Consider the following 22,551-nt stretch of genomic DNA (forward strand, 5'->3'; position numbering starts at 1 on the left):
CCTGATCGAGAACGCGTTCTGCCGCCTCAAGGACTTCCGCCGCGTCGCGACCCGCTACGACAAGCTCGCGGCCAACTTCCTGTCAGGCGTGGCGCTCGCCACCGCGCTCGCGTTCTGGCTGTGAACGAGTCTGGAGCCTAGGTATCTTCCGTCCGACAGCCGACCAGTATTCCCACATTCGATGCCCTCTCCTGGAACGGATGGTATCGTCCCTACGAAGGATCGCAACCCTACTCCGCCGCCACGCTCACCTGGCCAAACATATCCGGCCCGATCATCTCCGCATCCTCGTTCGCCGGCCGCCCCTTGTTGGCGTTCTGGCGCTTGTCGAAGCTGCTCCACACGTCGTTCCACTGGCCGCGCGTCGCCGCCTTGGAATATTCGGTCGCGCGCTGTTCGAAGAAATTGGCGTGCTCGACGCCGTTGAGCATCGGGGCGAGCCAGGGGAGGGGGTGCTCGTCGATCATGTAGATGGGCTTCAGCCCGAGCTGGCCCATCCGCCAGTCGGCGATGTAGCGGATATACTTCTTGATTTCTTTGGGCGTCATGCCGTTGACCGGGCCCATTTCGAAGGCGAGGTCGATGAATGCGTCCTCCAGCCGGATCGTCGTCTGGCAGACGTCGGCGATGTCGTCCTTGACCGCCTTGGTCAGGCACTGGCGCTCGGCGCAAAAGGCGTGGAACATCTTGATGATGCCCTCGCAATGGAGCGACTCGTCGCGGATCGACCAGGTGACGATCTGGCCCATGCCCTTCATCTTGTTGAAGCGCGGGAAGTTCATCAGCATCGCGAAGGACGCGAAGAGCTGGACGCCCTCGGTGAAGCCGCCGAACATGGCGAGCGTGCGGGCGATGTCCTCGTCATTGTCGACGGTGAACTTCTGCATGTAATCATGCTTGTCCTTCATCTCGGCATATTCGAGAAAGGCGCCGTACTCGGACTCGGGCATGCCGATCGTGTCGAGCAGGTGGCTATAGGCGGCGATGTGGACCGTCTCCATGTTGCTGAACGCGGTCAGCATCATCTTGATCTCGGTCGGCTTGAACACGCGGCCATATTTCTCGTGATAGCAGTCCTGCACCTCGACGTCCGCCTGGGTGAAGAAGCGGAAGATCTGCGTCAGCAGGTTGCGCTCGTGATCGGACAGCTTCTGCGCCCAGTCGCGGCAATCCTCGCCGAGCGGCACCTCTTCGGGAAGCCAGTGGAGCTGCTGCTGGCGCTTCCAGAACTCGAACGCCCAGGGATATTCGAAGGGCTTGTACTGCTTGGAGGCGTGAAGGAGGGACATGGGGTTACTCCGGATCGAAGGGGATTAAGGGGCCACGCTCCACCGCCACATGGCGGTCGCGGACATGGCGAGGACGATGCCGCCCGAGGTCAGCATGATGCCGACCATGCGGTACGCGTAGGTCTTGCGCTCGGTGATGCTGGGCTTGCGCAGCCGCAGGAGCATGACGACGCCGATCGCGGTGAGGATCGCGGCGACGATGTACATGATGACGACGTTGTAGGTCATGCCGTTCCTCCACCTGCCATGCCGTCAGACGGGACGGCGATGCCGCCCCGCTGCCCGCCGTGGCGAGTCTTCGGATTGCTTACGCAATCCGAAGCCGCCCGCTTACTGACAAGCCAGACACTCGTCATAGTCCGTGCTTGCCAGCTCATATTGCGGCTTCTCGATCGTGTTGTCGTTCTCGACGCCGCCCGCGAAGCCGGCGCGCTGGACCGATTTCGAGCGGAGATAGTAGAGCGACTTGATGCCCAGCTCCCAGGCGCGGAAGTGGAGCATGAGCAGGTCCCATTTCTCAACGTCGGCCGGGATGAACAGGTTCAGCGACTGGGCCTGGTCGATGTACGGCGTGCGGTCGCCGGCGAGTTCGAGGAGCCAGCGCTGGTCGATCTCGAAGCTGGTCTTGTAGCAGTCCTTTTCCTCGGCCGAGAGGAAGTCGAGATGCTGGACCGAGCCGCCCTGCTCCAGGATCGAGTTCCACACCGCGTCCGAATTCTTGGACTTCTGCGTAAGGAGCTTCTCCAGATACGGGTTCTTGACCGAGAAGCTGCCCGACAGCGTCTTGTGGGTGTAGATGTTGGCCGGGATCGGCTCGATGCACGCGCTGGTGCCGCCGCAGATGATCGAGATCGACGCGGTCGGCGCGATCGCCATCTTGCAGCTGAACCGCTCCATCACGCCCACGTCCGCCGCGTCGGGGCAGGGCCCGCGCTCGACGGCGAGCTGCATCGACGCCTCGTCGGCCTGCGCCTTGATGTGGCGGAACATGCGCAGGTTCCACGACTTGGCCATCGCCCCCTCGAAGGGGAGCCCGCGCGCCTGAAGGAAGGAGTGATAGCCCATCACGCCCAGCCCCACCGAACGCTCGCGGCCTGCGCTGTAGGCTGCGCGCTCCATGCCGGGTTCGTGGCGGTCGATATAATCCTGCAGCACATTGTCGAGGAAGCGCATCACGTCCTCGATGAAGCCGCGCTCGCCGTTCCACTCGTCCCAGGTCTCTAGGTTGAGCGACGACAGGCAGCACACCGCTGTGCGGTCGTTGCCCAGGTGATCCTTGCCCGTGGGCAGCGTGATCTCGGAGCAGAGGTTCGAGGTCGACACCTTGAGCCCCAGCTCGCGGTGATGGCGGGGCATGGCGTTGTTCACATGGTCGGCGAAGACGATGTACGGCTCGCCGGTCTGGAGCCGGGTTTCGACCAGCTTCTGGAAGAGCGACCGCGCGTCGAGCGTCTGGCGGATCGACTGGTCCTTGGGGCTGCGCAGATGCCATTCGTCGCCGGCGCGCACCGCCTCCATGAACGCGTCGGTCAGCAGCACGCCGTGATGGAGGTTCAGCGCCTTGCGGTTGAAGTCGCCCGACGGCTTGCGGATCTCCAAGAATTCCTCGATCTCGGGGTGCGAGATGTCGAGATAGCAGGCGGCCGATCCGCGGCGCAGGCTGCCCTGGCTGATCGCCAGCGTCAGCGAATCCATCACGCGCACGAAGGGGATGATGCCGCTGGTCTTGCCGTTCAGCCCGACGGGCTCGCCGATGCCGCGGACATTGCCCCAATAGGTGCCGATCCCGCCGCCGCGCGAAGCGAGCCACACATTCTCGTTCCAGGTGTCGACGATGCCGTTCAGGCTGTCGGGGACGGAATTGAGGTAGCAGGAGATGGGCAGGCCGCGCCCGGTGCCGCCGTTCGACAGCACGGGGGTCGCCGGCATGAACCACAACCGGCTGATATAGTCGTAGAGCCGCTGGGCATGCGCCTGGTCGTCGGCATAGGCGCTGGCGACGCGGACGAACAGGTCCTGGATCGTCTCGCCGGGCAGCAGGTAACGGTCCTTCAGGGTCTCCTTGCCGAAATCGGTCAGCAGCGCGTCGCGGCCATGATCGACCTCGAGCGGGAAGGGGCGGCGCATGGCGGGCTTCGCGTCCGGGGCGGGCGCGGCACGATCGGGGGCGCTGTCCGTGCTGGCGCGGTCGCCCTCGACGGGACGGTCGATCGTCTCGGCGCTCATGCCGTTGCCCTCATGCCCATCGCGAAAATCCATCCTCTACGCTCCCAATGTTCCACGGCTGTTCCGAATCGGCGGCCCATGACGATGCTATCACCGGATATTTCCCGGCGAGAACAAAAAACGAACATATGACCTGCCGCCGATCCGCTCGACCCAGTGCCGTCATCAACGAACACACCAGCACTTGGGTCCCGCTCTCCTGTCGACCCCCACAGATTGTGATGTTCCGGCGGGCGAGGCAAGTGAAACATTGGGGATGAAAGGGGGCCGGACGGGACCGGTCGGGGCGCGACGCGCGCATTTCCGCCGGGTCCGCGATCCGCAAGGGAACGGGGCGGGAACGAAAATATTTCGGTGGGGATGGAATGGGGGTGTGACGCGGGGTCGGGGCCGACGGGTCGCCGGGGGGGGGGGGGGTAGGATTTCAGAGGGACGGCGAGATATCGAGCCTCGCGCCGCGGCGAAGCCGCGTCGTCGGACGGGGTGGGGCCCCGCCGGCCGGGCTTGGGCGAGTCTTGCGCCACTTCGTGGCGGCAAGCCGCCCTGCGCCGCATATGAAAAGAGCTTGCCGGACGTCTCCCGACGGCCCGACAAGCTCCTTTGCATGGTCAGCGGCCGGATAGCTCCAGCCCGGGAGACCATGATGCCGCTCCGCGTTCAGGCCCCGCATCTTGTATGGGGGAAGATGCCCCCGATGCGAGAACCGTTCGAACGCTTAGCGACGAGTCTCCCGAACGAACTGAACCGACCCCATTGCTGAACCATGAGACATCGGATCACCTCCTTTCGCTTGTTGATTGACAAACGGACGTACATCGCCCGCCCCCGCAATGTGTGATGGATGGGGCCGCTCCGCAAGATCAATCTCGCGCCGATGCGATCAGTCGCGGCAATCCTCGGTGACGCGGCCGATCTCGGCATGGGCGGGCACCACCAGCGGGGGGCGGCCCGCTTGTTCGACAACGAAGCGCCCCCGGCTGAACGCCAGCGCGTCGAGCAGCGGATCGGTGGGCGCGAAGGCGGCGACGGCGGCCTGGCCGGCGGGCTGCACGGGGACCACGCGCGCCGTGCTCGACGCGCGCATGGTCACCGGCGCGGCGGGGGCACCGTTCAGCGACAGGACCATCCGGCGCTCGGCCGGGTCACACCGCAACGTGAGCAGCGTCCCGAACATCGCCTCGCTGCCGCGCGCGTCGCGACGATAGCGCCATTCGCCCGGCGTGAGCGGCCAGTCGCGCCAGTCGGACCCGGCGGCCGGCACGGGCAGGACGGGCGCGGGCGCGATCACACGCGGCGGCGGTGGGGGTGCCGGCGGTGCCTCGGGCGGGCGGCTCGCGGGCACGCAGGCCGCGAGCATCAGGGGAAAAAGGGAAAAGCTACGCCGCATGGCACGAGCTTTGGGCTATCGGCCGTCCGGGCTCAACCCCGGTCGCGTCGGAACCGACGCGCGCCGCGACCGGTTGAGCCGCCGAACAGGAGAACAGCCCCATGTCCACGACCCCGACCGATGCCCCTACCCAGTTGCTCGCCCAGGCGGCCTTGTCCTCGACGCTCAAGGTCGAGTCGCGCGACGGCGACGTGGCGGGGTCGGTCTATGCCTTCCTGATCCACAAGAATTCGGGGCGCGTCACCCATGCGGTGCTCAGCCTGGGCGGGTTCCTGGGCGTGGGCAAAAGCTACTACCCGCTGCCCTTCACCCTGTTGCAGTTCGACCCGGTCAGCGACCGTTACGTGGTGACGATCGACCGCCGCGCGCTGGAAGGCGGGCCGAGCTGGGCGTCGAACGCGCCGGTGTTCGACCAGGCCTATGCCGACCGCGTCGCGAGCTATTACGGGGTCAAGGCGGACTCGCTGGCCGCGGGCTGATCGCTCCCGCGGCGCCCGCGCGCGGCGCGGGTCGGCGCGACGAGGTGGTCGAGGAAATTGCGCAGCTCGGTCGTGCGTTTCGTGCGGTCGATCAGTTCGGCGTCGAGGCCCAGCCGCCAGGCCAGGTCGCGGCGTTCCGGGTCCTGTGCCAGCGCATCGACCAAAGCGGCCTGAATCCCGACCTCGGCTTCGCTGCGCGCCAGCCCGCATTCGACCAGGTCGGGCGCCTGGCGGCGCAGCGCGGCGGCGACCTCGGACAGCGACAATTCGGGGTGATATTGCACCCCCCAGAAGACGCCGGGGCCGACCCGGATCTCCGCCGCCTGGACCTTGGTCGTGCCGTTGCTCGCGAGCAGGGTCGCGCCCTCGGGCAGCGTCGCCACCTCGTCGCTATGGACGGCGGGCGCGTCCCAGGCGGCGGCGCGGCCGGCCAGGAGCGGGTGGTCGCGCCCGGCCGCGGTCGCGGTGATGCGGCGCGCGAACCCGGCCTCGCGCCGGTCGCCCATGGCGCGCACCGTGCCGCCCGCCGCCGCGACCGCGACCTGCAGCCCCGCGCACGATCCGAAAGACGGCGTCCCCGACGCGAACACCGCGCGCATGAAGGCGATCTCGCGCGCGGCCTCGGGCGTGTCGTCATAGACGTGGAGCGGCGAGCCCGTCAGGAACACCGCGTCATAGCCGGCGATCGTCGCCTGGTCGGGCACGTCGCCATCGGCGTCGGCGGGGGTGGCGCGGTCGATCGCCGCGCCCGGCGCCAGCGACAGGAGCAGGTCGCGGAACGTCTCGCCCGAGCTGCGCCCGACGCTGGCACGGCGCCTCTCGCGTGCGGCGGGGGACTCGCTTTCGGCGACCAGGAACCTCATGCGGCGGCGATCCAGTCGTCCAGGGTCAGCGCGTCGGTCGGGCGGGTATCGGCCTTCATGCTGTCGCGCATGATCTCCAGCGCCCAGCTCGTACGCTTCGGATCGGTCGCCGCGACCGCATCTTCGGGCACCCACAATTCGTACTCGCGCATATGGGCGTCGGCGGCGGTGAATAGGATGCAGATATCGGCGGCGACCCCCGTCAGGATCAGCCGGCTCGCCGCCAGCCGCGGCAGGAGGACGGGAAGATTGGTCGAGTAGAAGCCGGAGAATTGCGGCTTGATGACGAAATAATCGTCGGGACGCGGCGCCAGCCGCTCGGCCAGCGGGCGGCCCAGGCTGTCCTCGGCCGCGCACAATTCGACCAGGCGCGAGCGTTCGGAATGCCATTGGTCGTAATTGTCGTTGACGTAGACGACGGGCACCCCCGCCGCGTCGGCCTTGTCGCGCAAGGCCCGGATCGCGTCGGCGGCCGCGGTCGCGGCGGGCAGCATGGCCTCCCCGCCCGCGAAATCGAGCGTGTTGAGCATGTCGATGATCAGGAGCGCGGTGCCGCCGGTGGCGGGCTCGCGTTCCTCGGTCCGGGCGTCCTCGCCCCCTTGGTCAGCCATGAACGGCAAGCGCGCATGGGCGCCGCTTGGTTCCGGGATTCTAGTCGCCCAGCGACGCGAACTGCGCCTCGTTGGCACGCATCGCGTCGGTGCGGAGCAGCTCGGGGTTCAGCCTGGCCTCCATCAGCACGTCGTCGGTGACGACCACATTGGTGCCGAGCGTCGTCACCTCGAACAGCTTCTTCGCGAAGGCGGTCGGCAGGCGGATGCAGCCATGCGAGGCGGGAAAGCCGGGGTTGGCCCCGGCATGGAGCGCGATGCCGTCCCAGGTCAGTCGCTGCATATAGGGCATCGACGCGTCGTACAGGTTGGAGCGATGCTTTTCCGCCTTTTGCAGGATGGGGTAGATGCCCGTCGGCGTGGGCTTGTCGTCGGTGCCCGTCGATACGGCGGTGGCGGCGACCAGCGCCTCGCCCCGGTAGACGAAGGCGCGCTGGAGCGGGACGGAGATGACGACCGTGACAGGCTCGGCGGTGCCGGGGTCGCTCCACACGAAGCGGTTGGGGGCGAGCGTCGCGGCGGCGGCTTCGACCGCGACGGCGACCTCGTCGGAGGCCATCTCGTCGGAGGCGAAAGCGGGAGCGGCGCCGAGCGCCAGCATGGTTCCGATCGCCAGATTGAGCAGCTTAGCCATAATCACGCACCTCGAACGACACACCCCCTTCGAGTCGCCAAACGCGCGAGGGGATCGAAGGTGCCGGGACACCGCGGCGGGACGATCCGCGCCCGGACTGCGGCGAACGGAGGCATGGTCGGGGCAACCTGCGACAAACGCTAGGGAATTTTTAGCGCGTCTCCGCTATATGGGAGTCGATGACCGAATTGCGGGCGGGGAAATAGATGCACGACGAAGGTGATGCGCTGCACGCGCGGCGCGCGTTGCTGAAGAACGGCCTGTTGCTGGCGGGCGCGATCGCCGCGCCAGGTGCCATCGCCGCCACCCGCAAGGGCCCGGACCGCATCACCTCCGCCGACCTGCGCCCCGTCACCCCGCCGCCCCCGCCCGTCTTCGCCCGGCCCGTCACGTCCCCGCGCGTCGTGCGCCCCGAACTGATGCGTCGCGCCATGGCCGCGCTCGATCGGCACGGGTCGCGCGTCCGCCGCGACCGCATGGCGATCGTCGATTTCAATGCCAAATCGGCCGACCAGCGTTTCCACTTCATCGATCTGGCGAATGGCCGCTCGACCTCGCTCCGCGTCGCGCATGGCAGCGGGTCCGACCCCGCGCATACCGGCTGGCTCCAGCGCTTTTCCAACCAGCACGGTTCCAACGCCTCGTGCGAGGGCGCGTTCGCCACGGCCGATTACTATCATGGCAAACATGGCCGGTCGCAGCGGCTCCACGGCCTCGACGCCAGCAACAACAACGCGCTGGAGCGCGCGATCGTGATCCACGGCGCCTGGTACGCCAATCCCGACATGATCCGCACCCATGGCATGCTCGGCCGCAGCCAGGGCTGCTTCGCCTTCGCCGAGGACGAGCTGGAACAGGTGTTCGCCCGCCTGGGCACCGGCCGGATGATCTACGCCGCCAAGGTCTGACCTGGAAAGTCGATCGGGCTTGCGCGCGCGCCCGGTCGCGGCGCACGGTGCGGGTGAGGTTCTGACAAGATGCGATCCGACGCCCTTCCCGCGCCGTTGCGCGCGCTGCCCTGGCGGATGCTGTTCGCCATGCTCGCCGCGACCGCGTTCGGGCTACTGACGCTCTATTCGGCGGCGGGCGGTCGGCTGATGCCCTGGGCCGCCAATCAGGGCGCGCGCTTCGTGGTGCTGTTCGGCGCGATGCTGGCCTTGTCCTATGTCCGCGTGGAGACGTGGCGCCGCATCGCCTATCCCGCTTATGCGATCGCGTTCGTCATGCTGATCGTCGTCGAGGCGATGGGGCATGTCGGCATGGGGGCGCAGCGCTGGATCGACCTGGGCGTGATCCGCATCCAGCCGTCCGAGTTCATGAAGCTGGCGGTGGTGCTCAGCCTGGCGCGCTATTTCCACGGGGTCCCCCCGCGCTTCATCGGCCAGCCCTCCGTGCTGCTCGTGCCCGTGCTGCTGATCGGGGCGCCGGTCGGGCTGGTGATGCTCCAGCCCGATCTGGGCACCGCGCTGATGATCAGCTTCGCGGGCGTGGCGATCCTGTTCCTGGCGGGTATCCAGCTCCGCTGGTTCGTCGGCGGCGCCGCGGTGCTGGCGGCGGTCATGCCCGTCGCCTGGGGAATGCTCCACGATTATCAGCGCAACCGCGTGCTGACCTTCATGGACCCGGAAAGCGACCCGCTGGGCACCGGCTATCACATCACCCAGTCCAAGATCGCGATCGGATCGAGCGGGCTGTGGGGCAAGGGCTATCTGGCGGGATCGCAGTCGCACCTGGATTATCTGCCCGAAAAGCAGACCGACTTCATCTTCGCGACGATGATGGAGGAATGGGGGCTGCTCGGCGGGCTGACGGTGCTCGCGCTTTATGGATACATCATCTGGTGGGGGTTCCAACTCGCCCAGCGGTCCTCGACCGTGTTCACGCGGCTGACCGCGATGGGGCTGGCCTTCACGATGTTCCTCTATGTCGGGATCAACCTGGCGATGGTGACGGGGCTGGCGCCGGTGGTGGGGATTCCGCTGCCGCTCTTCTCCTATGGCGGGTCGGCGATGATGACGGTGCTGATCCTGTTCGGGATCCTGATCAGCATCCACCGCGCGGAGCGGCGGTCACGATAAGCCCCTGGGCGACCGCGACCGGCCAGGGGGTCAGCGACGCGCCCATGCAGGGGCCGCCCTTGCAGGCCCCCGTTTCGATGTCGAACAGCGCGGAATGCCAGCCGCACGCGATCAGCTCGCCCACCGGGGTCAGGTAATCGTCGAGCGACCGGGCGAGCGGCAGCCCGGCATGGGGGCAGCGGTCGACATAGCCGTACACCTGCCCGCCCCGGCGCACCACGAAGCCGTGGAAGCGGCCGGCGCGCATCTCCAGCACGAAGCCGCGCGCCGTGCCGTCGGGGATAAAGTCGAGCGGGCCGAGCGTGACGCCCGCGGGGGTGGCGTGGAGGCGGGGTGCCGGGTCGCTCACCCCGGCAGCCGCGCCTTGGGGAAGTCCGCCCATACCGCGTCATAATCGAGCTGCGCCGTGTCCAGCGCATGGGTGGTGGGCCGGTACGCCCAGCAACTCTCGACCATGAACGCCATCGTCCCCGCGACCTTGTGGGGCTTAAGATCGGCCTCCGACGCGCCGCGCCAGCTGGCGACATCGGGGCCGTGGCCCGCCATGAGGTTGTGGAGCGACAGCCCGCCCGGCTGGAACCCTTCGGCCTTGGCGTCATAGGCGCCGTGGATCAGCCCCATCGCCTCCGACATGACGTTGCGATGGAACCAGGGCGGGCGGAACGTATCCTCCGCCACCATCCAGCGCGGCGGGAAGACGACGAAATCGGCATTGGCGCGGCCTGCCACGTCTGACGGGCTGGTCAGCAGCGTGAAGATCGACGGATCGGGATGGTCGAAGCTGACGGTGCCGATCGTGTTGAACCGCGCCAGATCGTAGCGCCAGGGCGCGAGATCGCCGTGCCAGGCGACCACGTCGAGCGGGCTATGGTCGAGCTCGGTCCGCCAGAGCCGGCCGCCGAACTTCTGTATGACCTCGGTGCGTTCGTCGCGATCCTCGAACCAGGCGACCGGCGTCTCGAAATCGCGCGGGTTGGCGAGGCCGTTGGCGCCGATGGGCCCTAGATCGGGCAGCCGGAAAAGGCTTCCATGATTCTCGGCGATGTAGCCCCGCGCCTCGCCGTCGGGGAGCAGCGCGCGGAAGCGGACCCCGCGCGGGATCAGCGCGATCTGGCCGGGCGCGACCGCGATCCGGCCGAGCTCGGTCAACAGTTCCAGCCGCCCCGCCTGGGGGATGAACAGCAATTCGCCATCGGCGTCGAAGAACACCCGGTCGGTCATGTCCCGGTTCGCCGCGTAGAGGTGGACGACGACGCCTTCCAGATCGGCGGGATCGCGGTTGGTGAGCATCGTCGTGATGCCGTCGATCAGGTCGGAGCCGGGCGCAGGCGCCGCGACCGGGTCCCAGCGCAGCCGGTTGGGCGCGAGCGGGGCGGTGCCGGCGCCAGCCGAGAAGCGCGGGGCGCCCGCATAGGGCGTGAAGGGCGGATGCTCGGCGGTGGGGCGCATCCGGTAGAGCCAGGAGCGGCGATTCTCGTGCCGGGGCGCGGTGAAGGCGGTGCCCGACAGCTGCTCGGCATAGAGGCCGAAGGGCGGGCGCTGCGGCGAGTTGCGCCCGATCGGCAGCGCGCCGGGGACGGCCTCGGTCGAGTGGTGGTTGCCGAAGCCGGGGAGGTAGGCACCGTCGGCGGCCTGGGTGACGGAATGGGGTGCGTTCATGGGCGGGATGCTCGCTGATTGTTCACGCGAAGGCGCAAAGGCGCGAAGGAGGAAGAAGATGTTTCGCACGGAGGCGCGGAGACGCGGAGGGGGGTCGTCCGGAGGTTTCGGATCGCTCGCCGCGCAAGCGGCCTTGTTGACACGAGCCGCTGGTTCTCGAAGCCGCTGACGCGGCGGGCGTCACGAAACCCCGCGCGCTCCTCCGCGCCTCCGCGCCTCCGCGCGAACCGATCTTCTTCGCGCCTTCGCGTCTTCGCGTGAACCATCAGGCGTCGACCTTGATCACGCCCCTACGGATCTGATCCAACTCGATGCTCTCGAACAGCGCCTGGAAATTGCCGTTCCCGAAGCCCTGATTGCCCTTCCTCTGGATAATCTCGAAGAAGATCGGGCCGACCATGTTCTCCGTGAAGATCTGGAGCAGCAGCCCCTCCTCGCCGACATCGCCGTCGATCAGGATGCGGTTGCGGCGCAGGCGTTCCAGATCCTCGCCATGGCCGGGGACGCGCTTGTCGACGAGTTCGTAATAGGTCTCGATCGTGTCCTGGAGCCGGACGCCGCGCGCGCGCAGCCGCTCGACCGTGTCGAAGATGTCGGGGGTGGTCAGCGCCAGATGCTGAATGCCCTCGCCCTGATATTGACGGATGAACTCCTCGATCTGGCTGTTCTCGTCCTGCGACTCGTTCAGGGGGATGCGGATCGCCTTGTCGGGGGCGATCATCGCCTGGCTGAACAGGCCCGTGGCCTTGCCCTTGATGTCGAAATATTTCTGTTCCTCGAACCCGAACAGCCGGCCGTAGAAACTCGACCAGGTCCGCATCTCGCCGCGGCGGACATTGTGGGTGAGGTGGTCGAGCAGGTCGAGCCCGACATTGTTCTCCCGCTCCGCCTCGGCGGCGCCGGGCACCGCGTCCCAATCGGCGTACAGATCCTCCCCCGCGCGGACGAGGTACAGATAGGAGCCGCCGATGCCCTCGATCACGCGGGAGTTCCGCCCGAGCGTTCCCGCTTCGGCGTCGACAGGCTTGGCACCCTCGGCGACCGCGTGGGCATAGGCCGAGGCGGGATCGGCGACGCGGAACGCCATGCCGCTCGCGGAGGGGCCGTGCGCCGCGCGGAAGTCGGCGGCCTGGCCGGTCGGTTCGCTGTTGAGGAGCAGGTTGATGCGGCCCTGCTTGTACCGGGTCACCGCCTTGGTCGGGTGACGATGCGCGGGGACGAAGCCCAGCTGCTCGAACTGGCGAGCGAGCATGGCGGGATCGGGCGAGGTGAACTCGCAGAATTCGAACCCGTCCAGGCCCAAGGGATTGCTGGCGTCCTGCATCATGGAACCTCATCTAGTAACGAATGATACGATCATGCGCCGTTGCGCCGGGGCCGTCAACCGCTAGGTTCGCCGGGATGACCGACCGCCCGCTCGCCCTGGACAGCTTCATCCCGTTCCGGCTGAGCTTCACCTCCAACCTGGTCAGCGACACGATCGCGCGCACCTATGACGCGCTATTCGGGCTTTCGATCCCCGAATGGCGGCTGATCGCGGTGGTGGCGGAGACGGGGGGCACCAGCCAGAACGCGATCGGCGCGCGCACCCGCATGGACAAGGTGACCGTCAGCCGCGCGGCGATCGCGCTGGTCGATCGCGGGCTGCTCCAGCGGCGGGCCAATCCGGGCGACAGGAGGTCGCACCTGCTGACGCTCACCTCCGCGGGCCAGGAGCTCCACGGCGCGATCGCGCCCAAGGCGCTGGATCTTGAGCGGCGCATCTTCGCCGGGTTCGATCGCGCCGAGATCGATGCCTTCGTCGCGATGCTCCGCCGCATCGACGCGGTGACGCTGGGACTGGAAGACGAGGGCGAGGACGGGGACTAGCCGCTTGCGCGGCGCGGGAGGCTGGGGCAAGCGACCCATGCCCTCCCCAGGTGATGATGGCGCTACCCATGCGCAGTGGAGGATGGATTGACCGACATGCAGGATCGTAACGGGCTCAAGGTGGCCGACGTGCTCGCGCATTTCGTCGAGGAGCGCGCGCTGCCGGGGACGGGCATCGCGCCCGACGCCTTCTGGGCGGGCGTCGCCGAGCTGTTCGCGCGCTTCGCCCCGGAGAACCGGGCGCTGCTCGCGCGGCGCGAGGAACTGCAGGCGGCGATCGACGCGCGCTACCTCGCGGGCGAGCCGGTGGACGAGGCGTTCCTGCGCGCGATCGGCTATCTGGTGCCCGAGCCCGAGCCCTTCACGATCGGCACCACCGATGTGGACCCCGAGATCGCGACCATGGCCGGGCCGCAGCTCGTCGTGCCCTCGCTCAACGCGCGCTTCGTGCTCAACGCGGCGAATGCGCGCTGGGGCAGCCTGTACGACGCGCTCTACGGCACCGATGCGCTGCCCGGCGCCGCTAGGCCGGGCGGCTACGACCCGGAGCGCGGGGCCCAGGTGATCGCGCGCGCCAAGGCGTTCCTCGACGAGGCGGTGCCGCTGGCCGCGGGTAGCTGGACCGGTTTCGCGGGCGGCGAGCCCGCCTTGCGCGACCCCGACCGCCTCGTCGGGCGCGCGGGTGAGAATCTGCTGTTCCGCCACAACGGCCTGCACATCGAGGTCGTGATCGACCCTGCCCATCCGATCGGGCGGACCGACCCGGCCGGGATCGCCGACCTGGTGCTCGAGTCGGCGCTCACCACCATCGTCGACCTGGAGGATTCGGTCGCCGCCGTCGACGCGGAGGACAAGGTCGCGGCCTATGCCAATTGGCTGGGGTTGATGCGCGGCGATCTGGAGGAAAGCTTCCACAAGGGCGGCCGCACGTTCACACGGCGGCTGAACCCGGACCGCGACTACACAGCGCCGGACGGCTCCACGCTGACGCTCCCCGGGCGCAGCCTGTTGTTCGTGCGCAATGTCGGCCATCTGATGACCACGCCCGCCATGCTGCTCCCCGATGGGTCGGAGGCGCCCGAGGGCATTCTCGACGCGGTGATGACCTCCCTGATCGGGATGCACGACATCCGGGGCCTGGGAACGCTGCGCAACAGCCGGGCGGGGTCGATCTATATCGTCAAGCCCAAGATGCACGGACCGGACGAATGCGCCTTCACGAACCGGCTGTTCGACGCCGTGGAGGACCTGCTCGGCCTCGCGCGCCACACGGTGAAGGTCGGGGTGATGGACGAGGAGCGCCGCACCTCCGCCAACTTGGCCGCCTGCATCGGCGCGGTGCGCGACCGGATCGTGTTCATCAATACGGGGTTCCTCGACCGCACCGGCGACGAGATCCACACCGCGATGCGCGCGGGGCCGATGATCCCCAAGGGCGAGATGAAGGCGTCAGGCTGGATCGCGGCCTATGAGGACCGCAATGTGCGGATCGGCCTCAAGCACGGCCTGTCAGGCCGTGCGCAGATCGGCAAGGGGATGTGGGCCGCGCCCGACCGCATGGCCGACATGCTGGAGCAGAAGGTCGCGCATCCCCGCTCGGGCGCGAACACCGCCTGGGTGCCGAGCCCGACGGCGGCGACGCTCCATGCGCTGCATTATCATCAGGTCGACGTGTTCGCCCGGCAGCGGGAGATCGCGGGGGAGGCAGTGCCCGGGCTCGATCGGCTGCTCGCGGTGCCGCTGGCGGGCGGGCGGAACTGGCGGCCGGAGGAGGTGCGGGCCGAGCTGGAGAACAACGCGCAGGGGATACTGGGGTATGTGGTCCGGTGGATCGACCAGGGGGTGGGGTGTTCGAAGGTGCCCGACATCCATGACGTGGGGCTTATGGAGGACCGGGCGACGCTTAGGATCTCGTCCCAGGCGATCGCCAACTGGCTGCTCCACGGCGTCGCCACGGAGGCCGAGGTCGACGCCGCTTTCCGCACGATGGCGAGGAAGGTCGACGCGCAGAATGCGGGCGATCCGCTCTACCGCCCGCTGACCGAGGACGGGCTGGCCTACCGGGCGGCGCGGGCGCTGGTGTTCGAGGGGGTGGGGCAGCCGAGCGGCTATACCGAGCCGTTGCTGCATCGCTTTCGGCGGGAGGCGAAGGCGCGGGGGTGAGGGCTGGAGGGTAAGCGCCGCGGCAAAGCCGCGTCGTCGGTCATGGCCGGGGCCATGCCGGCCGCTTCTGCGCCGAGTCCGCGCGTAGCTCTGCTACGTGCGGCTGGCTGGAAGGTGCCCGAGGGCGGATTTGAACCACCGACACGACGATTTTCAGTCGTCTGCTCTACCCCTGAGCTACTCAGGCCAACCCTTCCACCGGTCGGAAGCGCGCCTCTAGTCCGACCGGCCGGGACTGTCCAGCCCCGCCCCGTCCCGATCCGCATCCTCATCGACGATCGGGCGGCCCGGGATGCGATAGCCTTCGCCCAGCCAGGCCAGCAGGTCGCGGTCGCGGTGGCCGCGCGAGCAGAAGGGGCGGTAATCGGGATGGGCGGGCTTGGTGCATAGGGGGCAGGTCATGGCCGGTCCCATATAGGCGCCCAGCCGGTGCGGCGCACCAGGTCGGCGGCCCAGCTCTCCGCCTCGATCCGGGCGAGGATCGCGGGCGGCAGGCGGTGGCGGCGGGGCGCGGTGGCGGGCGTGCGTTCGAGCCGGCGGAGCTCGGCGCGGGCGGCGGCGCCGACGGGATCGGCGCGGAGCAGCTCGGGCAGCGAGGCGCGGGGGCGGGGGCGGACGATCTGGAGAAAGCCGAAGCCGTTCACCGTCGTGCGCTCGAAGGGCTGCGGCAGCGCCGCGTCGATCGCGGCGGCGACGGCCTGACGCTCGGCCTTGCCGGACAGGGTCGGGAAGTCGATGCCGATCGAGCCGCCGATGCCCAATCTGCGGATCGCGGCCGCCACGGCGCCCGCCGCCCCCAGCGCGAGCGCGCCCAGCGGCGGGTCACCGTCGACGTCGAACAGGGTCATGGCGGGGGTGGGCGCCATGCGGAGCGCGCCGCCGGCGAAGGCGATCTCGCCGGTCACAGCCTCGTCCAGGAGTTCGGACCAGCCCGCTTCCTCCAGCGCGTCGGGCTGGTGGGCGAGGAGGGGGCGGACGGGGTGGCCGGTGGCCGCGAGGCGGTCGAGCAGGGTGGGGCCGGGGGCGGGAGGATCGTCGGTGGCGACGGCGCGGGGGAGCTTGGGGCGGCCGGGTTCGGGAATCGCCTCGCGGACGATGCGGACGGCGAGGCGGGCGCCCTGGGTCAGCGCCGGGGGAACGGGGTCGAGCGTCGCCTCGCCGCCGCCGTCCAGCGCCACGCGGCCGGGGCGGCGTTCGAGCAGGCGGGCGGGGGCGACGGTGCCGAGGCGCAGCCTGTCCGGCAGCTCGATCGAGGCCTCGACGATGCGCCCGCCTTCGACCAGCGCGGCGCGGTTCTCGCCGATGCCGGCCTCGTAGAGCCATTCAGCCAAGCGGCAGGCCGGCGGCGCGGAGCAGCGCGCGGGTCTCGAAGAGCGGCAGGCCCATGACCCCGGAGTGCGAGCCGTGGAGGAAGCGAACGAACGCCTCGGCGCGGCCCTGGATGGCATAGCCGCCGGCCTTGCCCAGCCCCTCGCCGCAATCGAGATAGGCGTCGATCTCCGGGGGCGAGAGCGGCTTGAAGGCGACGATCGTGTCGGCGATCCGTGTGCGGAGCCGGCCGTCGGCGGCGATGACGCAGACCGCGGACAGGCAGTGATGGCGGCGGCCCGACAGACGGCCCAGCAGGTCGCGCTGGATGGCGAGCGTGTCGGCGGGGGGCAGGATGCGCCGGCCGAGCGCGACGGTGGTGTCACCCGCCAGCACGACCTCGCCCGGAGCACGGTCGATCGCCTGCGCCTTTTCGACCGCGAGGCGCAGGGCATAGTCGCGGGGCAGCTCGCGCGAGCGCGGCGCCTCGTCGATCGCGGGCGCGGCGACGCGGGCGGGCTCGATCCCGAGCCGGCGGACCAAGTCCAGGCGACGGGGCGAGGTGGAGGCGAGGACAAGGGGGGGCATCGGGATCAGCGAGCGCGCCGCGGGCGAAGCCCGCGTCGTCGGACGCGGCGCTCGCCGCGCCGGCCGGGCTCGGCAGGCTCGCCCCTCACTTGAACCGGTAGGTGATCCGGCCCTTGGTCAGGTCGTAGGGAGTGAGTTCGCACAGCACCTCGTCGCCGACGAGCACGCGGATACGGTTCTTGCGCATCTTGCCCGCGGTGTGGCCGAGGACCTCGTGGTTGTTCTCAAGCTGGACGCGGAACATCGCGTTGGGGAGCAGCTCGACCACACGGCCGCGCATTTCGAGGAGTTCTTCTTTCGCCAAGCAAGCTATCTTTCGGATCGGTTCGCCCCGCGCCTTAGCGGGCGGCGCGGGAAAATGGAAGTTCACTGGAAGTTCAGGCCAAAACGCGGTGCGTGGGCCGAGGAGTCTGCGCGCGTCGCCCGCCCGGTCGGCGGTTCCGGTAAGCGTCCGGGGCAATCACGATATGGGATGCGAGTCCCTGTCCGGCAATGTCAAAGAGCACGGTTGGCGCCGGGTCGAGCAGGAGGATGGCGGGCGTTCTCCAACATCGCAAGGGGGGTCAGGCGGCGCGGCGCAGGCGGAAGCCGTCATGCTCGACGGTGACATGGCCGAGCCGGGTCAGCGCGGCGAGCGTGTCCGCGATGCGTGGCTCCGCCCGGCGGCCCTGGGCGTAGCGCGCGGCGATGTCGGCCGCGCTGAGCGCGCCGCCCGCGCGGAGCGCGTCGAACACGGCGGCGGTCTGGCCCACCGCATCGCGCGGGAAGAGCGGCTTGCGCGCCCTGGCGTCGGGGAGCTGGGCCTCGATCTGTTCGGTCGCGGCGGGGCCGATGGTGGCGACCTTGGCGCGCGCGCGCTGGTAATCGGGGCGGAGCCACTGGACATGGCCGCGCTTCTCCTCCGCCCGGCGCTCCGCGTTGAGCGCGGCCAGGCGGGCGACGATCGCTTCGTCCGACAGGTCGGCGGGCCAGCCATAAGCCTCGGCCACGGCGGCGTCGATGCGCCGGTGAAGCTCGGCCAACAGGTCGATCCGCCCGCGCGCGCGCTGGTCCTGCTCGACCAAGTCGAGCGGCTCGCCGCTGACAATCTTATCCCGCAGATTGTAGAGGCCGGTCAGCGTCAGGTCGGGATGGGAGGCGAGCACCTGCTTGCGATTGTCGTCGAGTTCCTGGGCCAGGGTGCCGATCCGGGCGCGCTGGTCGGGGGTGGCGAGCGGGAAGGGGAAGGGGTCGAATACCCGGCTTTTCGAATAGCGCGGGTCGTTGCCGACGCCCAGCCAGCCGCCCGCCCGCAACGACCAGACGACGCTCTGGCGGGAGCCGAGCACGCCGAGATGGAACGGATCGTCGCTGGCGACGCATACCAGCATGTTGTCGGGCAGGATCGCCGCATCGAGAAACTGGAACACGCGGTGTTTGGCGGTCTCGACCGTGGCGATGTAGCGGGCGAGGCCCTCCAGCGCCGGGCGCAGCTCGCGCCTCGGTTCGCCGAACAGCCACCAATTGTCGCGATAGGTGGCGCGGTTGTTCGCGTCGCGTTCGGGCTTCACCGTGGTGATCAGGTGCTGATAGATGTCGGGGAAGTCGCGCCGGACCCGATCCTCGTCGAGGCCGAGCAGGTCGATCGCCAGCAGGTCGCGCGACCGGCCCATCAGGTCACGCCCGTTGCGATAGGCGCGGATGTGTCGTTCCAGGCCGCTGCGTTGACCGAGGCCGAGATACGCGGCCTGTCCGGGCGTCACGATGAAGCCCGCCCCGTGCAGGGAGACGCCGCGTGAGCACAGCCATTCATTCGCGAGCAGCGGATGTACGCCTGCAATATCCGCCCCGACGGTCAGGTCGGAATTGATCGGTCCGGCGACCTCGCGGAACATGATCGCGGGCGCGTCCGTGTCCAGCCCGCTCTCCGTGACGGCCTCCAGCAGCCGCCCTTCCGCCGCGCCCGGCTCGACCACCGTCATCGCGATGCGCACGGCGGCGGCGTCGCGGGTGGCCTTGGTCCAGGGGTGGTCGGGGATGGCGAGGACCAGCCCGAGCGGCGGGCGGCCGTCGAGGCGGCGGGCGATCACGCGGCGACTGAATTCCTGGGTGATCGAGTTGGTGGTGACGAAGCCGAAGCGCTTGAGACGCGTGCCCTTCTCGGTCAGCCGCTCGGCCGCGCGGTCCCACCAATACATGACGAAATCGGCGGACCGGCCCATCTTGGGATGCGCCTTCCACAGCGCGGCGACATAATGGTCGCCCAGGCGCCCGCGCAGGTCCTTGCCGCCGATGAAGGGCGGGTTGCCGACGATATAGTCGGCGTCGGGCCAGTCGGGGCGGCGCGGATTGGCATAGCCAAGGCTCGATCCGTCGGGCGCGAAACGCTCGCCGTCATGGCGGAGCACGGCGTCGCCCGCGCGGATGGTGGCGAGCTCCTCCAGCACCGGGTCGGTGATCTCCTGACGGTTGCGGAGCTGCCACTGGATATAACCGAGCCAGAGCACGAGTTCGGTGATCGCGGCGGCGCGCTCGTTGAGCTCAAGACCCAGGAAGTTCTTGGGGTGGACCGTCTCCGTCTCGAGCCGCAGCGCTTCCTGTCCGCCCAGATCGGCCAGCACTTCGAGCACGTCGCCTTCCAGCCGCTTGAGCAGTTCGAGCGCGACATAGAGGAAATTGCCGGTGCCGCAGGCGGGGTCGAGCACGCGGGTCCGCGCCAGCTTGGTGTGGAAGTCGCGCACGGCGCGGATCGCGGCGTCGCGGTCGACCGCGCGCTCGCGCTCGACGGTGCCGAGCAGCACCGTTTCCCATTCGGTCTGGAGCGGTTCGATGACGGTGGCGGTGACGAGGCGCTCGACATAGGCGCGCGGGGTGTAATGGGCGCCCAGCCGGCGGCGCTCGATGGGGTCGAGCGCCTGTTCGAGCAGCGTCCCGAAGATGGCGGGTTCGACCTCGGTCCAGTCGTGAAGCGCGGCCTGGTGGAGTTCGCCGATCTCCTCGCGGTTGAGCGGGATGGCGCGGGCGTCGCGGAACAGCCCGCCGTTGAAGTGGCGAACGCGGGTGCGGAGCAAGGCGGAGACGGCGCCGGTGTCCATGCCGCGCCACAATTCCTCCAGCAGCGGCGCGAAGCTGTCGGGGTATTCGCGCGCCTGATCGAGAAAGTCGGTGAACCCGCCGACCGGGAGCAGGCGCACCTTCTCCTCCTCCGCAAACATCGTGAAGAGGCAGCGCATCAGGAAATAGGCGACCTCGCCCGGATCGCGCCCGCGCGCCTCCAGCAGCCGGCTGACGCCGGCGAGGCGGCGCGCGATCGTCTGGGTGACGGCGGCGGCGCGGCGCGTGGGGTCGAGCGAGAGCGGATCGGTCCAGACCGCGCGCAGCCGGTCGCGCACTGCTGCGTCGCGCAGATCGTCGAGATAGATGCGAAAGCCGCCGCGGTCGGGGAATTGGCGGTAATGTTTTCCCTGACCGGAAAAGTCGGCGAACAGCTCGATCGCATGGCCGACATCGCAGACGAGGATGAAGGGCGGCCAGCCATGCGCGGGGGGCAGCAGGCGGGCATAGCGCCGCGCCTGGTCGAGCGCGTTGCGCATCAGCACGTCCCAGCCGCGCCGCGCGCTGCGCCCGCCGCGCGCCTCGGCGCCGCCGATGCCGGGCAACGCTGCCTGTTCGGGCGGGAGCGCGACCTCCTTGTCGCGGTCGCCGCCGGGCTCGCGGCTTTGCTTGGCTTCGAGCACGAAGCAGCCGCGGCGGTACAGGTCGATCCGGCCATGGCTCGTCCGGCCGTCGTCATGGACCTCGCGGACCGCGCGTTCGAAGACATAATCGTTGCGGTCATGGGTGGCGTCGGCGGGGTCGGGCCGGGGCAGCCCCAGAAGCTGGCAGAGCTCGGTCAAGAACAGGACGTAATTGGCGCGCTCCGCCCCGCCCTCGTTCGCGCGCCAGCGGGCGATGAAGGCGTCGACCGCGGCGGGGTCGGTGGCATCGGATGCGGGCGTGGCGCCGGGCACGCGGTGCGCTCCGTCAGCCGCCGGCTCCCCCGGCCAGTTCGGCGATGCGCGCGACCAGCTGAGGCTCCAGCTTATACACCTCCGTCAGCTCCACCACCGGATGCCGCGTTTCCGCCTTGCCGTCGAAGGTGCCGACATAGCGCGTCGTCGGGCTGTTGAAGTGCAGCCGCGCGATCGTCTTGCGGTTGTTGTCGTCGAGCAGGATCGCGCAATAGGATTTCGAGTCGCGGATGACGACGCGCCGGGGGTCGACATGGCGCGCGGCGATCGCCTGGACGATGCGGAAGCCCGCGATCTCGTCGTCGGTGGTGATCACGCCGTCGCCGGCGTCGGACATGTCGTCGGAGCCGCCCTCCTCCAATTCCGTGGGCGCGGGGTTGGCGACGTTGAGCGCGGAGGTGAGCCGGTCGTTGACGCGGTCGCGAATCAGCTGCGCGATCGAGGCGGCGATCAGCGCGCCATATTGCTCGCGCATCGCCGCCGTCAGCTGGGCGGGGCTGACGCGCTTGGCGATCAGACGCACCCAGTCCTCCGAGGGCTGGGCGAATTCGCGCTCGATCTCGAGGCGGACGAGTGATTCGAGTTTCAGGCGCCCGGCCTCGGCGATGATGGCGGCGATATCGAATTGCGACCGGCTGAACCGCTCCAGCGTCTGGGGGTCGGTGCGCCGGATCGCGTCCATCGAGAAGCTGAAGAACGGCTTGTCGTCCATCTTGTTGGGCTGTTCGGTGTCGGAGAAGAATTTGTAGACCACGCCGTTGGTCAGGATCGCGACGCGCGCGTCGGTGGTCGCGAAATAGCGGAAGAGCTGCGAGGCGTGTTTGAGGTCGAGGTCGACCGAGGACGGCTTGCATTCGACCAGGATGTTGACCCGACCCTCCGAACACAGGGCGTAGTCGACCTTCTCGCCCTTCTTGATGCCGACATCGGCGGTGAATTCGGGGATGACCTCGGACGGGTTGAACACGTCGTAACCGAGCGCCTGGAAGAAGGGGAGGACGAGCGCGGTCTTGGCCGCTTCCTCCGTCAGCAGCAGCTCGCGGTGCTGGGCGGTGCGCTTTTCGAGTTCGACGAGACGTGTGGCGAGATCCATTGCGTGCTTCCCCTGCTGCGCGCCCGATGCTGGCCGGGGTGGGGGACGAGGCAAGCGGGGATGGGTCCGAAATGGTGGTGATCGGGGATCAGGGCGCGGGCGCGGTGGCCCTGGCCTGGTGGAGGATACGGTCGGGCTCCACTAGGTAGAGAATGCGGGAACTGTGGCCGGCGACCGCGCGAGTAGAGACCCGCGCGGTCGCCGGCCGTGGCGCTGCCTTACGAGCCGCTCGCCGCCAAGGCCGCGACCAGCAGCAGCGCGACGATGTTGGTGATCTTGATCATCGGGTTCACCGCGGGTCCGGCGGTGTCCTTG

21 protein-coding genes, 1 tRNA gene and 1 pseudogene are annotated in these 22,551 nt (G+C 69.0%); 6 read left to right on the forward strand and 17 right to left on the reverse strand.

Annotated features, from left to right (window positions below; translation table 11 throughout):
* Nucleotides 1-124: pseudogene (locus VF592_RS05295) on the forward strand (IS5/IS1182 family transposase); the annotation flags it as partial.
* A gap of 106 nt (nucleotides 125-230) precedes the next feature.
* On the opposite strand, the gene VF592_RS05300 reads toward VF592_RS05295, so the two are convergent.
* From VF592_RS05300 to VF592_RS05315, 4 genes are all read right to left on the reverse strand, one after another.
* Nucleotides 231-1,289 (reverse strand): ribonucleotide-diphosphate reductase subunit beta, encoded by a 1,059-nt coding sequence (locus tag VF592_RS05300; RefSeq protein ID WP_331004572.1) that lies wholly within the window; start codon nucleotides 1,287-1,289, stop codon nucleotides 231-233.
* Nucleotides 1,290-1,313: 24 nt separating this feature from the next.
* The gene (locus VF592_RS05305) at nucleotides 1,314-1,517 is read right to left on the reverse strand and encodes a hypothetical protein (protein ID WP_331004573.1); all 204 of its coding nucleotides are present in this window, start codon (nucleotides 1,515-1,517) and stop codon (nucleotides 1,314-1,316) included.
* Nucleotides 1,518-1,619: 102 nt separating this feature from the next.
* On the reverse strand, nucleotides 1,620-3,548 hold the full coding sequence (locus tag VF592_RS05310; RefSeq protein WP_331004574.1) for a ribonucleoside-diphosphate reductase subunit alpha: 1,929 nt from the start codon (nucleotides 3,546-3,548) through the stop codon (nucleotides 1,620-1,622).
* Between the two features lie 847 nt (nucleotides 3,549-4,395).
* The gene (locus VF592_RS05315) at nucleotides 4,396-4,902 is read right to left on the reverse strand and encodes a hypothetical protein (protein WP_331004575.1); all 507 of its coding nucleotides are present in this window, start codon (nucleotides 4,900-4,902) and stop codon (nucleotides 4,396-4,398) included.
* A 101-nt stretch (nucleotides 4,903-5,003) separates the two neighbouring features.
* Here VF592_RS05315 and VF592_RS05320 point away from each other — a divergent pair, with 101 nt between their 5' ends.
* Nucleotides 5,004-5,381, forward strand: a complete 378-nt coding sequence (locus VF592_RS05320; RefSeq protein WP_331004576.1) for a PRC-barrel domain-containing protein — start codon at nucleotides 5,004-5,006, stop codon at nucleotides 5,379-5,381.
* Here VF592_RS05320 and VF592_RS05325 read toward each other — a convergent pair.
* Genes VF592_RS05325 through VF592_RS05335 form a run of 3 tightly spaced genes read right to left on the reverse strand, consistent with a single transcriptional unit; the run spans nucleotide 5,345 to nucleotide 7,489 of the window.
* The gene (locus VF592_RS05325) at nucleotides 5,345-6,244 is read right to left on the reverse strand and encodes a type 1 glutamine amidotransferase (RefSeq protein ID WP_331004577.1); all 900 of its coding nucleotides are present in this window, start codon (nucleotides 6,242-6,244) and stop codon (nucleotides 5,345-5,347) included. The genes VF592_RS05320 and VF592_RS05325 overlap by 37 nt on opposite strands.
* Nucleotides 6,241-6,855 carry an isochorismatase family cysteine hydrolase gene (locus VF592_RS05330; RefSeq protein ID WP_331004578.1) on the reverse strand — a complete coding sequence of 205 codons (615 nt, stop codon included), beginning with the start codon at nucleotides 6,853-6,855 and terminating at the stop codon, nucleotides 6,241-6,243. Before VF592_RS05330 ends, VF592_RS05325 begins: the two co-directional genes overlap by 4 nt.
* A 40-nt stretch (nucleotides 6,856-6,895) precedes the next feature.
* Complete coding sequence (locus tag VF592_RS05335) at nucleotides 6,896-7,489, reverse strand: L,D-transpeptidase family protein (RefSeq protein WP_331004579.1); 594 nt, start codon at nucleotides 7,487-7,489, stop codon at nucleotides 6,896-6,898.
* A gap of 206 nt (nucleotides 7,490-7,695) precedes the next feature.
* Between VF592_RS05335 and VF592_RS05340 the strand changes: the two genes are divergently transcribed.
* Complete coding sequence (locus VF592_RS05340; RefSeq protein ID WP_331004580.1) at nucleotides 7,696-8,397, forward strand: murein L,D-transpeptidase catalytic domain family protein; 702 nt, start codon at nucleotides 7,696-7,698, stop codon at nucleotides 8,395-8,397.
* Between the two features lie 69 nt (nucleotides 8,398-8,466).
* Complete coding sequence (rodA, locus tag VF592_RS05345) at nucleotides 8,467-9,567, forward strand: rod shape-determining protein RodA (protein WP_331004581.1); 1,101 nt, start codon at nucleotides 8,467-8,469, stop codon at nucleotides 9,565-9,567.
* On the opposite strand, the gene VF592_RS05350 is transcribed toward rodA, so the two are convergent.
* From VF592_RS05350 to hppD, 3 genes are all read right to left on the reverse strand, one after another.
* Nucleotides 9,533-9,916: a Rieske (2Fe-2S) protein gene (locus VF592_RS05350; protein WP_331004582.1), complete on the reverse strand. Its 384-nt coding sequence runs from the start codon at nucleotides 9,914-9,916 to the stop codon at nucleotides 9,533-9,535. The two genes, rodA and VF592_RS05350, sit on opposite strands and share 35 nt — an antisense overlap.
* Nucleotides 9,913-11,226, reverse strand: a complete 1,314-nt coding sequence (gene hmgA, locus VF592_RS05355; protein WP_331004583.1) for a homogentisate 1,2-dioxygenase — start codon at nucleotides 11,224-11,226, stop codon at nucleotides 9,913-9,915. The genes VF592_RS05350 and hmgA overlap by 4 nt, the downstream gene beginning before the upstream one ends.
* 265 nt (nucleotides 11,227-11,491) lie before the next feature.
* The gene (hppD, locus tag VF592_RS05360) at nucleotides 11,492-12,550 is read right to left on the reverse strand and encodes a 4-hydroxyphenylpyruvate dioxygenase (RefSeq protein ID WP_331004591.1); all 1,059 of its coding nucleotides are present in this window, start codon (nucleotides 12,548-12,550) and stop codon (nucleotides 11,492-11,494) included.
* A gap of 77 nt (nucleotides 12,551-12,627) precedes the next feature.
* On the opposite strand from hppD, the gene VF592_RS05365 reads away from it, so the two are divergent.
* Together VF592_RS05365 and VF592_RS05370 are read left to right on the forward strand one after the other, a co-directional pair.
* Entirely contained in the window at nucleotides 12,628-13,095 is a 468-nt protein-coding gene (locus VF592_RS05365) for a MarR family winged helix-turn-helix transcriptional regulator (RefSeq protein WP_331004584.1), read from the forward strand.
* A 96-nt stretch (nucleotides 13,096-13,191) separates the two neighbouring features.
* Nucleotides 13,192-15,258 (forward strand): malate synthase G, encoded by a 2,067-nt coding sequence (locus VF592_RS05370; protein ID WP_331004592.1) that lies wholly within the window; start codon nucleotides 13,192-13,194, stop codon nucleotides 15,256-15,258.
* 115 nt (nucleotides 15,259-15,373) lie between these two features.
* Here VF592_RS05370 and VF592_RS05375 read toward each other — a convergent pair.
* The 7 genes from VF592_RS05375 to VF592_RS05405 form a co-directional block, all read right to left on the reverse strand.
* A tRNA-Phe gene (locus tag VF592_RS05375) sits at nucleotides 15,374-15,445 on the reverse strand.
* Nucleotides 15,446-15,474: 29 nt separating this feature from the next.
* Nucleotides 15,475-15,660 (reverse strand): DNA gyrase inhibitor YacG, encoded by a 186-nt coding sequence (locus VF592_RS05380; protein ID WP_414714158.1) that lies wholly within the window; start codon nucleotides 15,658-15,660, stop codon nucleotides 15,475-15,477.
* Complete coding sequence (locus VF592_RS05385; RefSeq protein ID WP_331004586.1) at nucleotides 15,657-16,589, reverse strand: ribonuclease; 933 nt, start codon at nucleotides 16,587-16,589, stop codon at nucleotides 15,657-15,659. The genes VF592_RS05380 and VF592_RS05385 overlap by 4 nt, the downstream gene beginning before the upstream one ends.
* Nucleotides 16,582-17,154 carry a nucleoside triphosphate pyrophosphatase gene (locus VF592_RS05390; RefSeq protein WP_331004587.1) on the reverse strand — a complete coding sequence of 191 codons (573 nt, stop codon included), beginning with the start codon at nucleotides 17,152-17,154 and terminating at the stop codon, nucleotides 16,582-16,584. Before VF592_RS05390 ends, VF592_RS05385 begins: the two co-directional genes overlap by 8 nt.
* 85 nt (nucleotides 17,155-17,239) lie before the next feature.
* A complete protein-coding gene (gene infA, locus VF592_RS05395) occupies nucleotides 17,240-17,458 on the reverse strand; it encodes a translation initiation factor IF-1 (protein ID WP_331004588.1) in 219 nt (72 codons plus the stop codon).
* Between the two features lie 259 nt (nucleotides 17,459-17,717).
* Complete coding sequence (locus tag VF592_RS05400; RefSeq protein ID WP_331004589.1) at nucleotides 17,718-21,143, reverse strand: class I SAM-dependent DNA methyltransferase; 3,426 nt, start codon at nucleotides 21,141-21,143, stop codon at nucleotides 17,718-17,720.
* A gap of 13 nt (nucleotides 21,144-21,156) precedes the next feature.
* Nucleotides 21,157-22,236: a type I restriction endonuclease gene (locus tag VF592_RS05405; protein WP_331004590.1), complete on the reverse strand. Its 1,080-nt coding sequence runs from the start codon at nucleotides 22,234-22,236 to the stop codon at nucleotides 21,157-21,159.
* Nucleotides 22,237-22,551: the final 315 nt, after the last annotated feature.

The organism is Sphingomonas sp., from assembly GCF_036388435.1.
GTDB lineage: Bacteria > Pseudomonadota > Alphaproteobacteria > Sphingomonadales > Sphingomonadaceae > Sphingomonas.

What these genes read in the sequence shown, in the direction of transcription:
- VF592_RS05370 (WP_331004592.1), top strand. Translation starts at nt 13,192, where the DNA reads ATGCAGGATCGTAACGGGCTCAAGGTGGCCGACGTGCTCGCGCATTTC.
- VF592_RS05405 (WP_331004590.1), bottom strand. Translation starts at nt 22,236, where the DNA reads ATGGATCTCGCCACACGTCTCGTCGAACTCGAAAAGCGCACCGCCCAG.
- VF592_RS05335 (WP_331004579.1), bottom strand. Translation starts at nt 7,489, where the DNA reads ATGGCTAAGCTGCTCAATCTGGCGATCGGAACCATGCTGGCGCTCGGC.
- VF592_RS05340 (WP_331004580.1), top strand. Translation starts at nt 7,696, where the DNA reads ATGCACGACGAAGGTGATGCGCTGCACGCGCGGCGCGCGTTGCTGAAG.
- VF592_RS05330 (WP_331004578.1), bottom strand. Translation starts at nt 6,855, where the DNA reads ATGGCTGACCAAGGGGGCGAGGACGCCCGGACCGAGGAACGCGAGCCC.
- VF592_RS05310 (WP_331004574.1), bottom strand. Translation starts at nt 3,548, where the DNA reads ATGGATTTTCGCGATGGGCATGAGGGCAACGGCATGAGCGCCGAGACG.
- VF592_RS05390 (WP_331004587.1), bottom strand. Translation starts at nt 17,154, where the DNA reads ATGCCCCCCCTTGTCCTCGCCTCCACCTCGCCCCGTCGCCTGGACTTG.
- VF592_RS05305 (WP_331004573.1), bottom strand. Translation starts at nt 1,517, where the DNA reads ATGACCTACAACGTCGTCATCATGTACATCGTCGCCGCGATCCTCACC.
- VF592_RS05300 (WP_331004572.1), bottom strand. Translation starts at nt 1,289, where the DNA reads ATGTCCCTCCTTCACGCCTCCAAGCAGTACAAGCCCTTCGAATATCCC.
- VF592_RS05320 (WP_331004576.1), top strand. Translation starts at nt 5,004, where the DNA reads ATGTCCACGACCCCGACCGATGCCCCTACCCAGTTGCTCGCCCAGGCG.
- VF592_RS05380 (WP_414714158.1), bottom strand. Translation starts at nt 15,660, where the DNA reads ATGACCTGCCCCCTATGCACCAAGCCCGCCCATCCCGATTACCGCCCC.
- rodA (WP_331004581.1), top strand. Translation starts at nt 8,467, where the DNA reads ATGCGATCCGACGCCCTTCCCGCGCCGTTGCGCGCGCTGCCCTGGCGG.
- VF592_RS05365 (WP_331004584.1), top strand. Translation starts at nt 12,628, where the DNA reads ATGACCGACCGCCCGCTCGCCCTGGACAGCTTCATCCCGTTCCGGCTG.
- hmgA (WP_331004583.1), bottom strand. Translation starts at nt 11,226, where the DNA reads ATGAACGCACCCCATTCCGTCACCCAGGCCGCCGACGGTGCCTACCTC.
- hppD (WP_331004591.1), bottom strand. Translation starts at nt 12,550, where the DNA reads ATGCAGGACGCCAGCAATCCCTTGGGCCTGGACGGGTTCGAATTCTGC.
- VF592_RS05315 (WP_331004575.1), bottom strand. Translation starts at nt 4,902, where the DNA reads ATGCGGCGTAGCTTTTCCCTTTTTCCCCTGATGCTCGCGGCCTGCGTG.
- VF592_RS05325 (WP_331004577.1), bottom strand. Translation starts at nt 6,244, where the DNA reads ATGAGGTTCCTGGTCGCCGAAAGCGAGTCCCCCGCCGCACGCGAGAGG.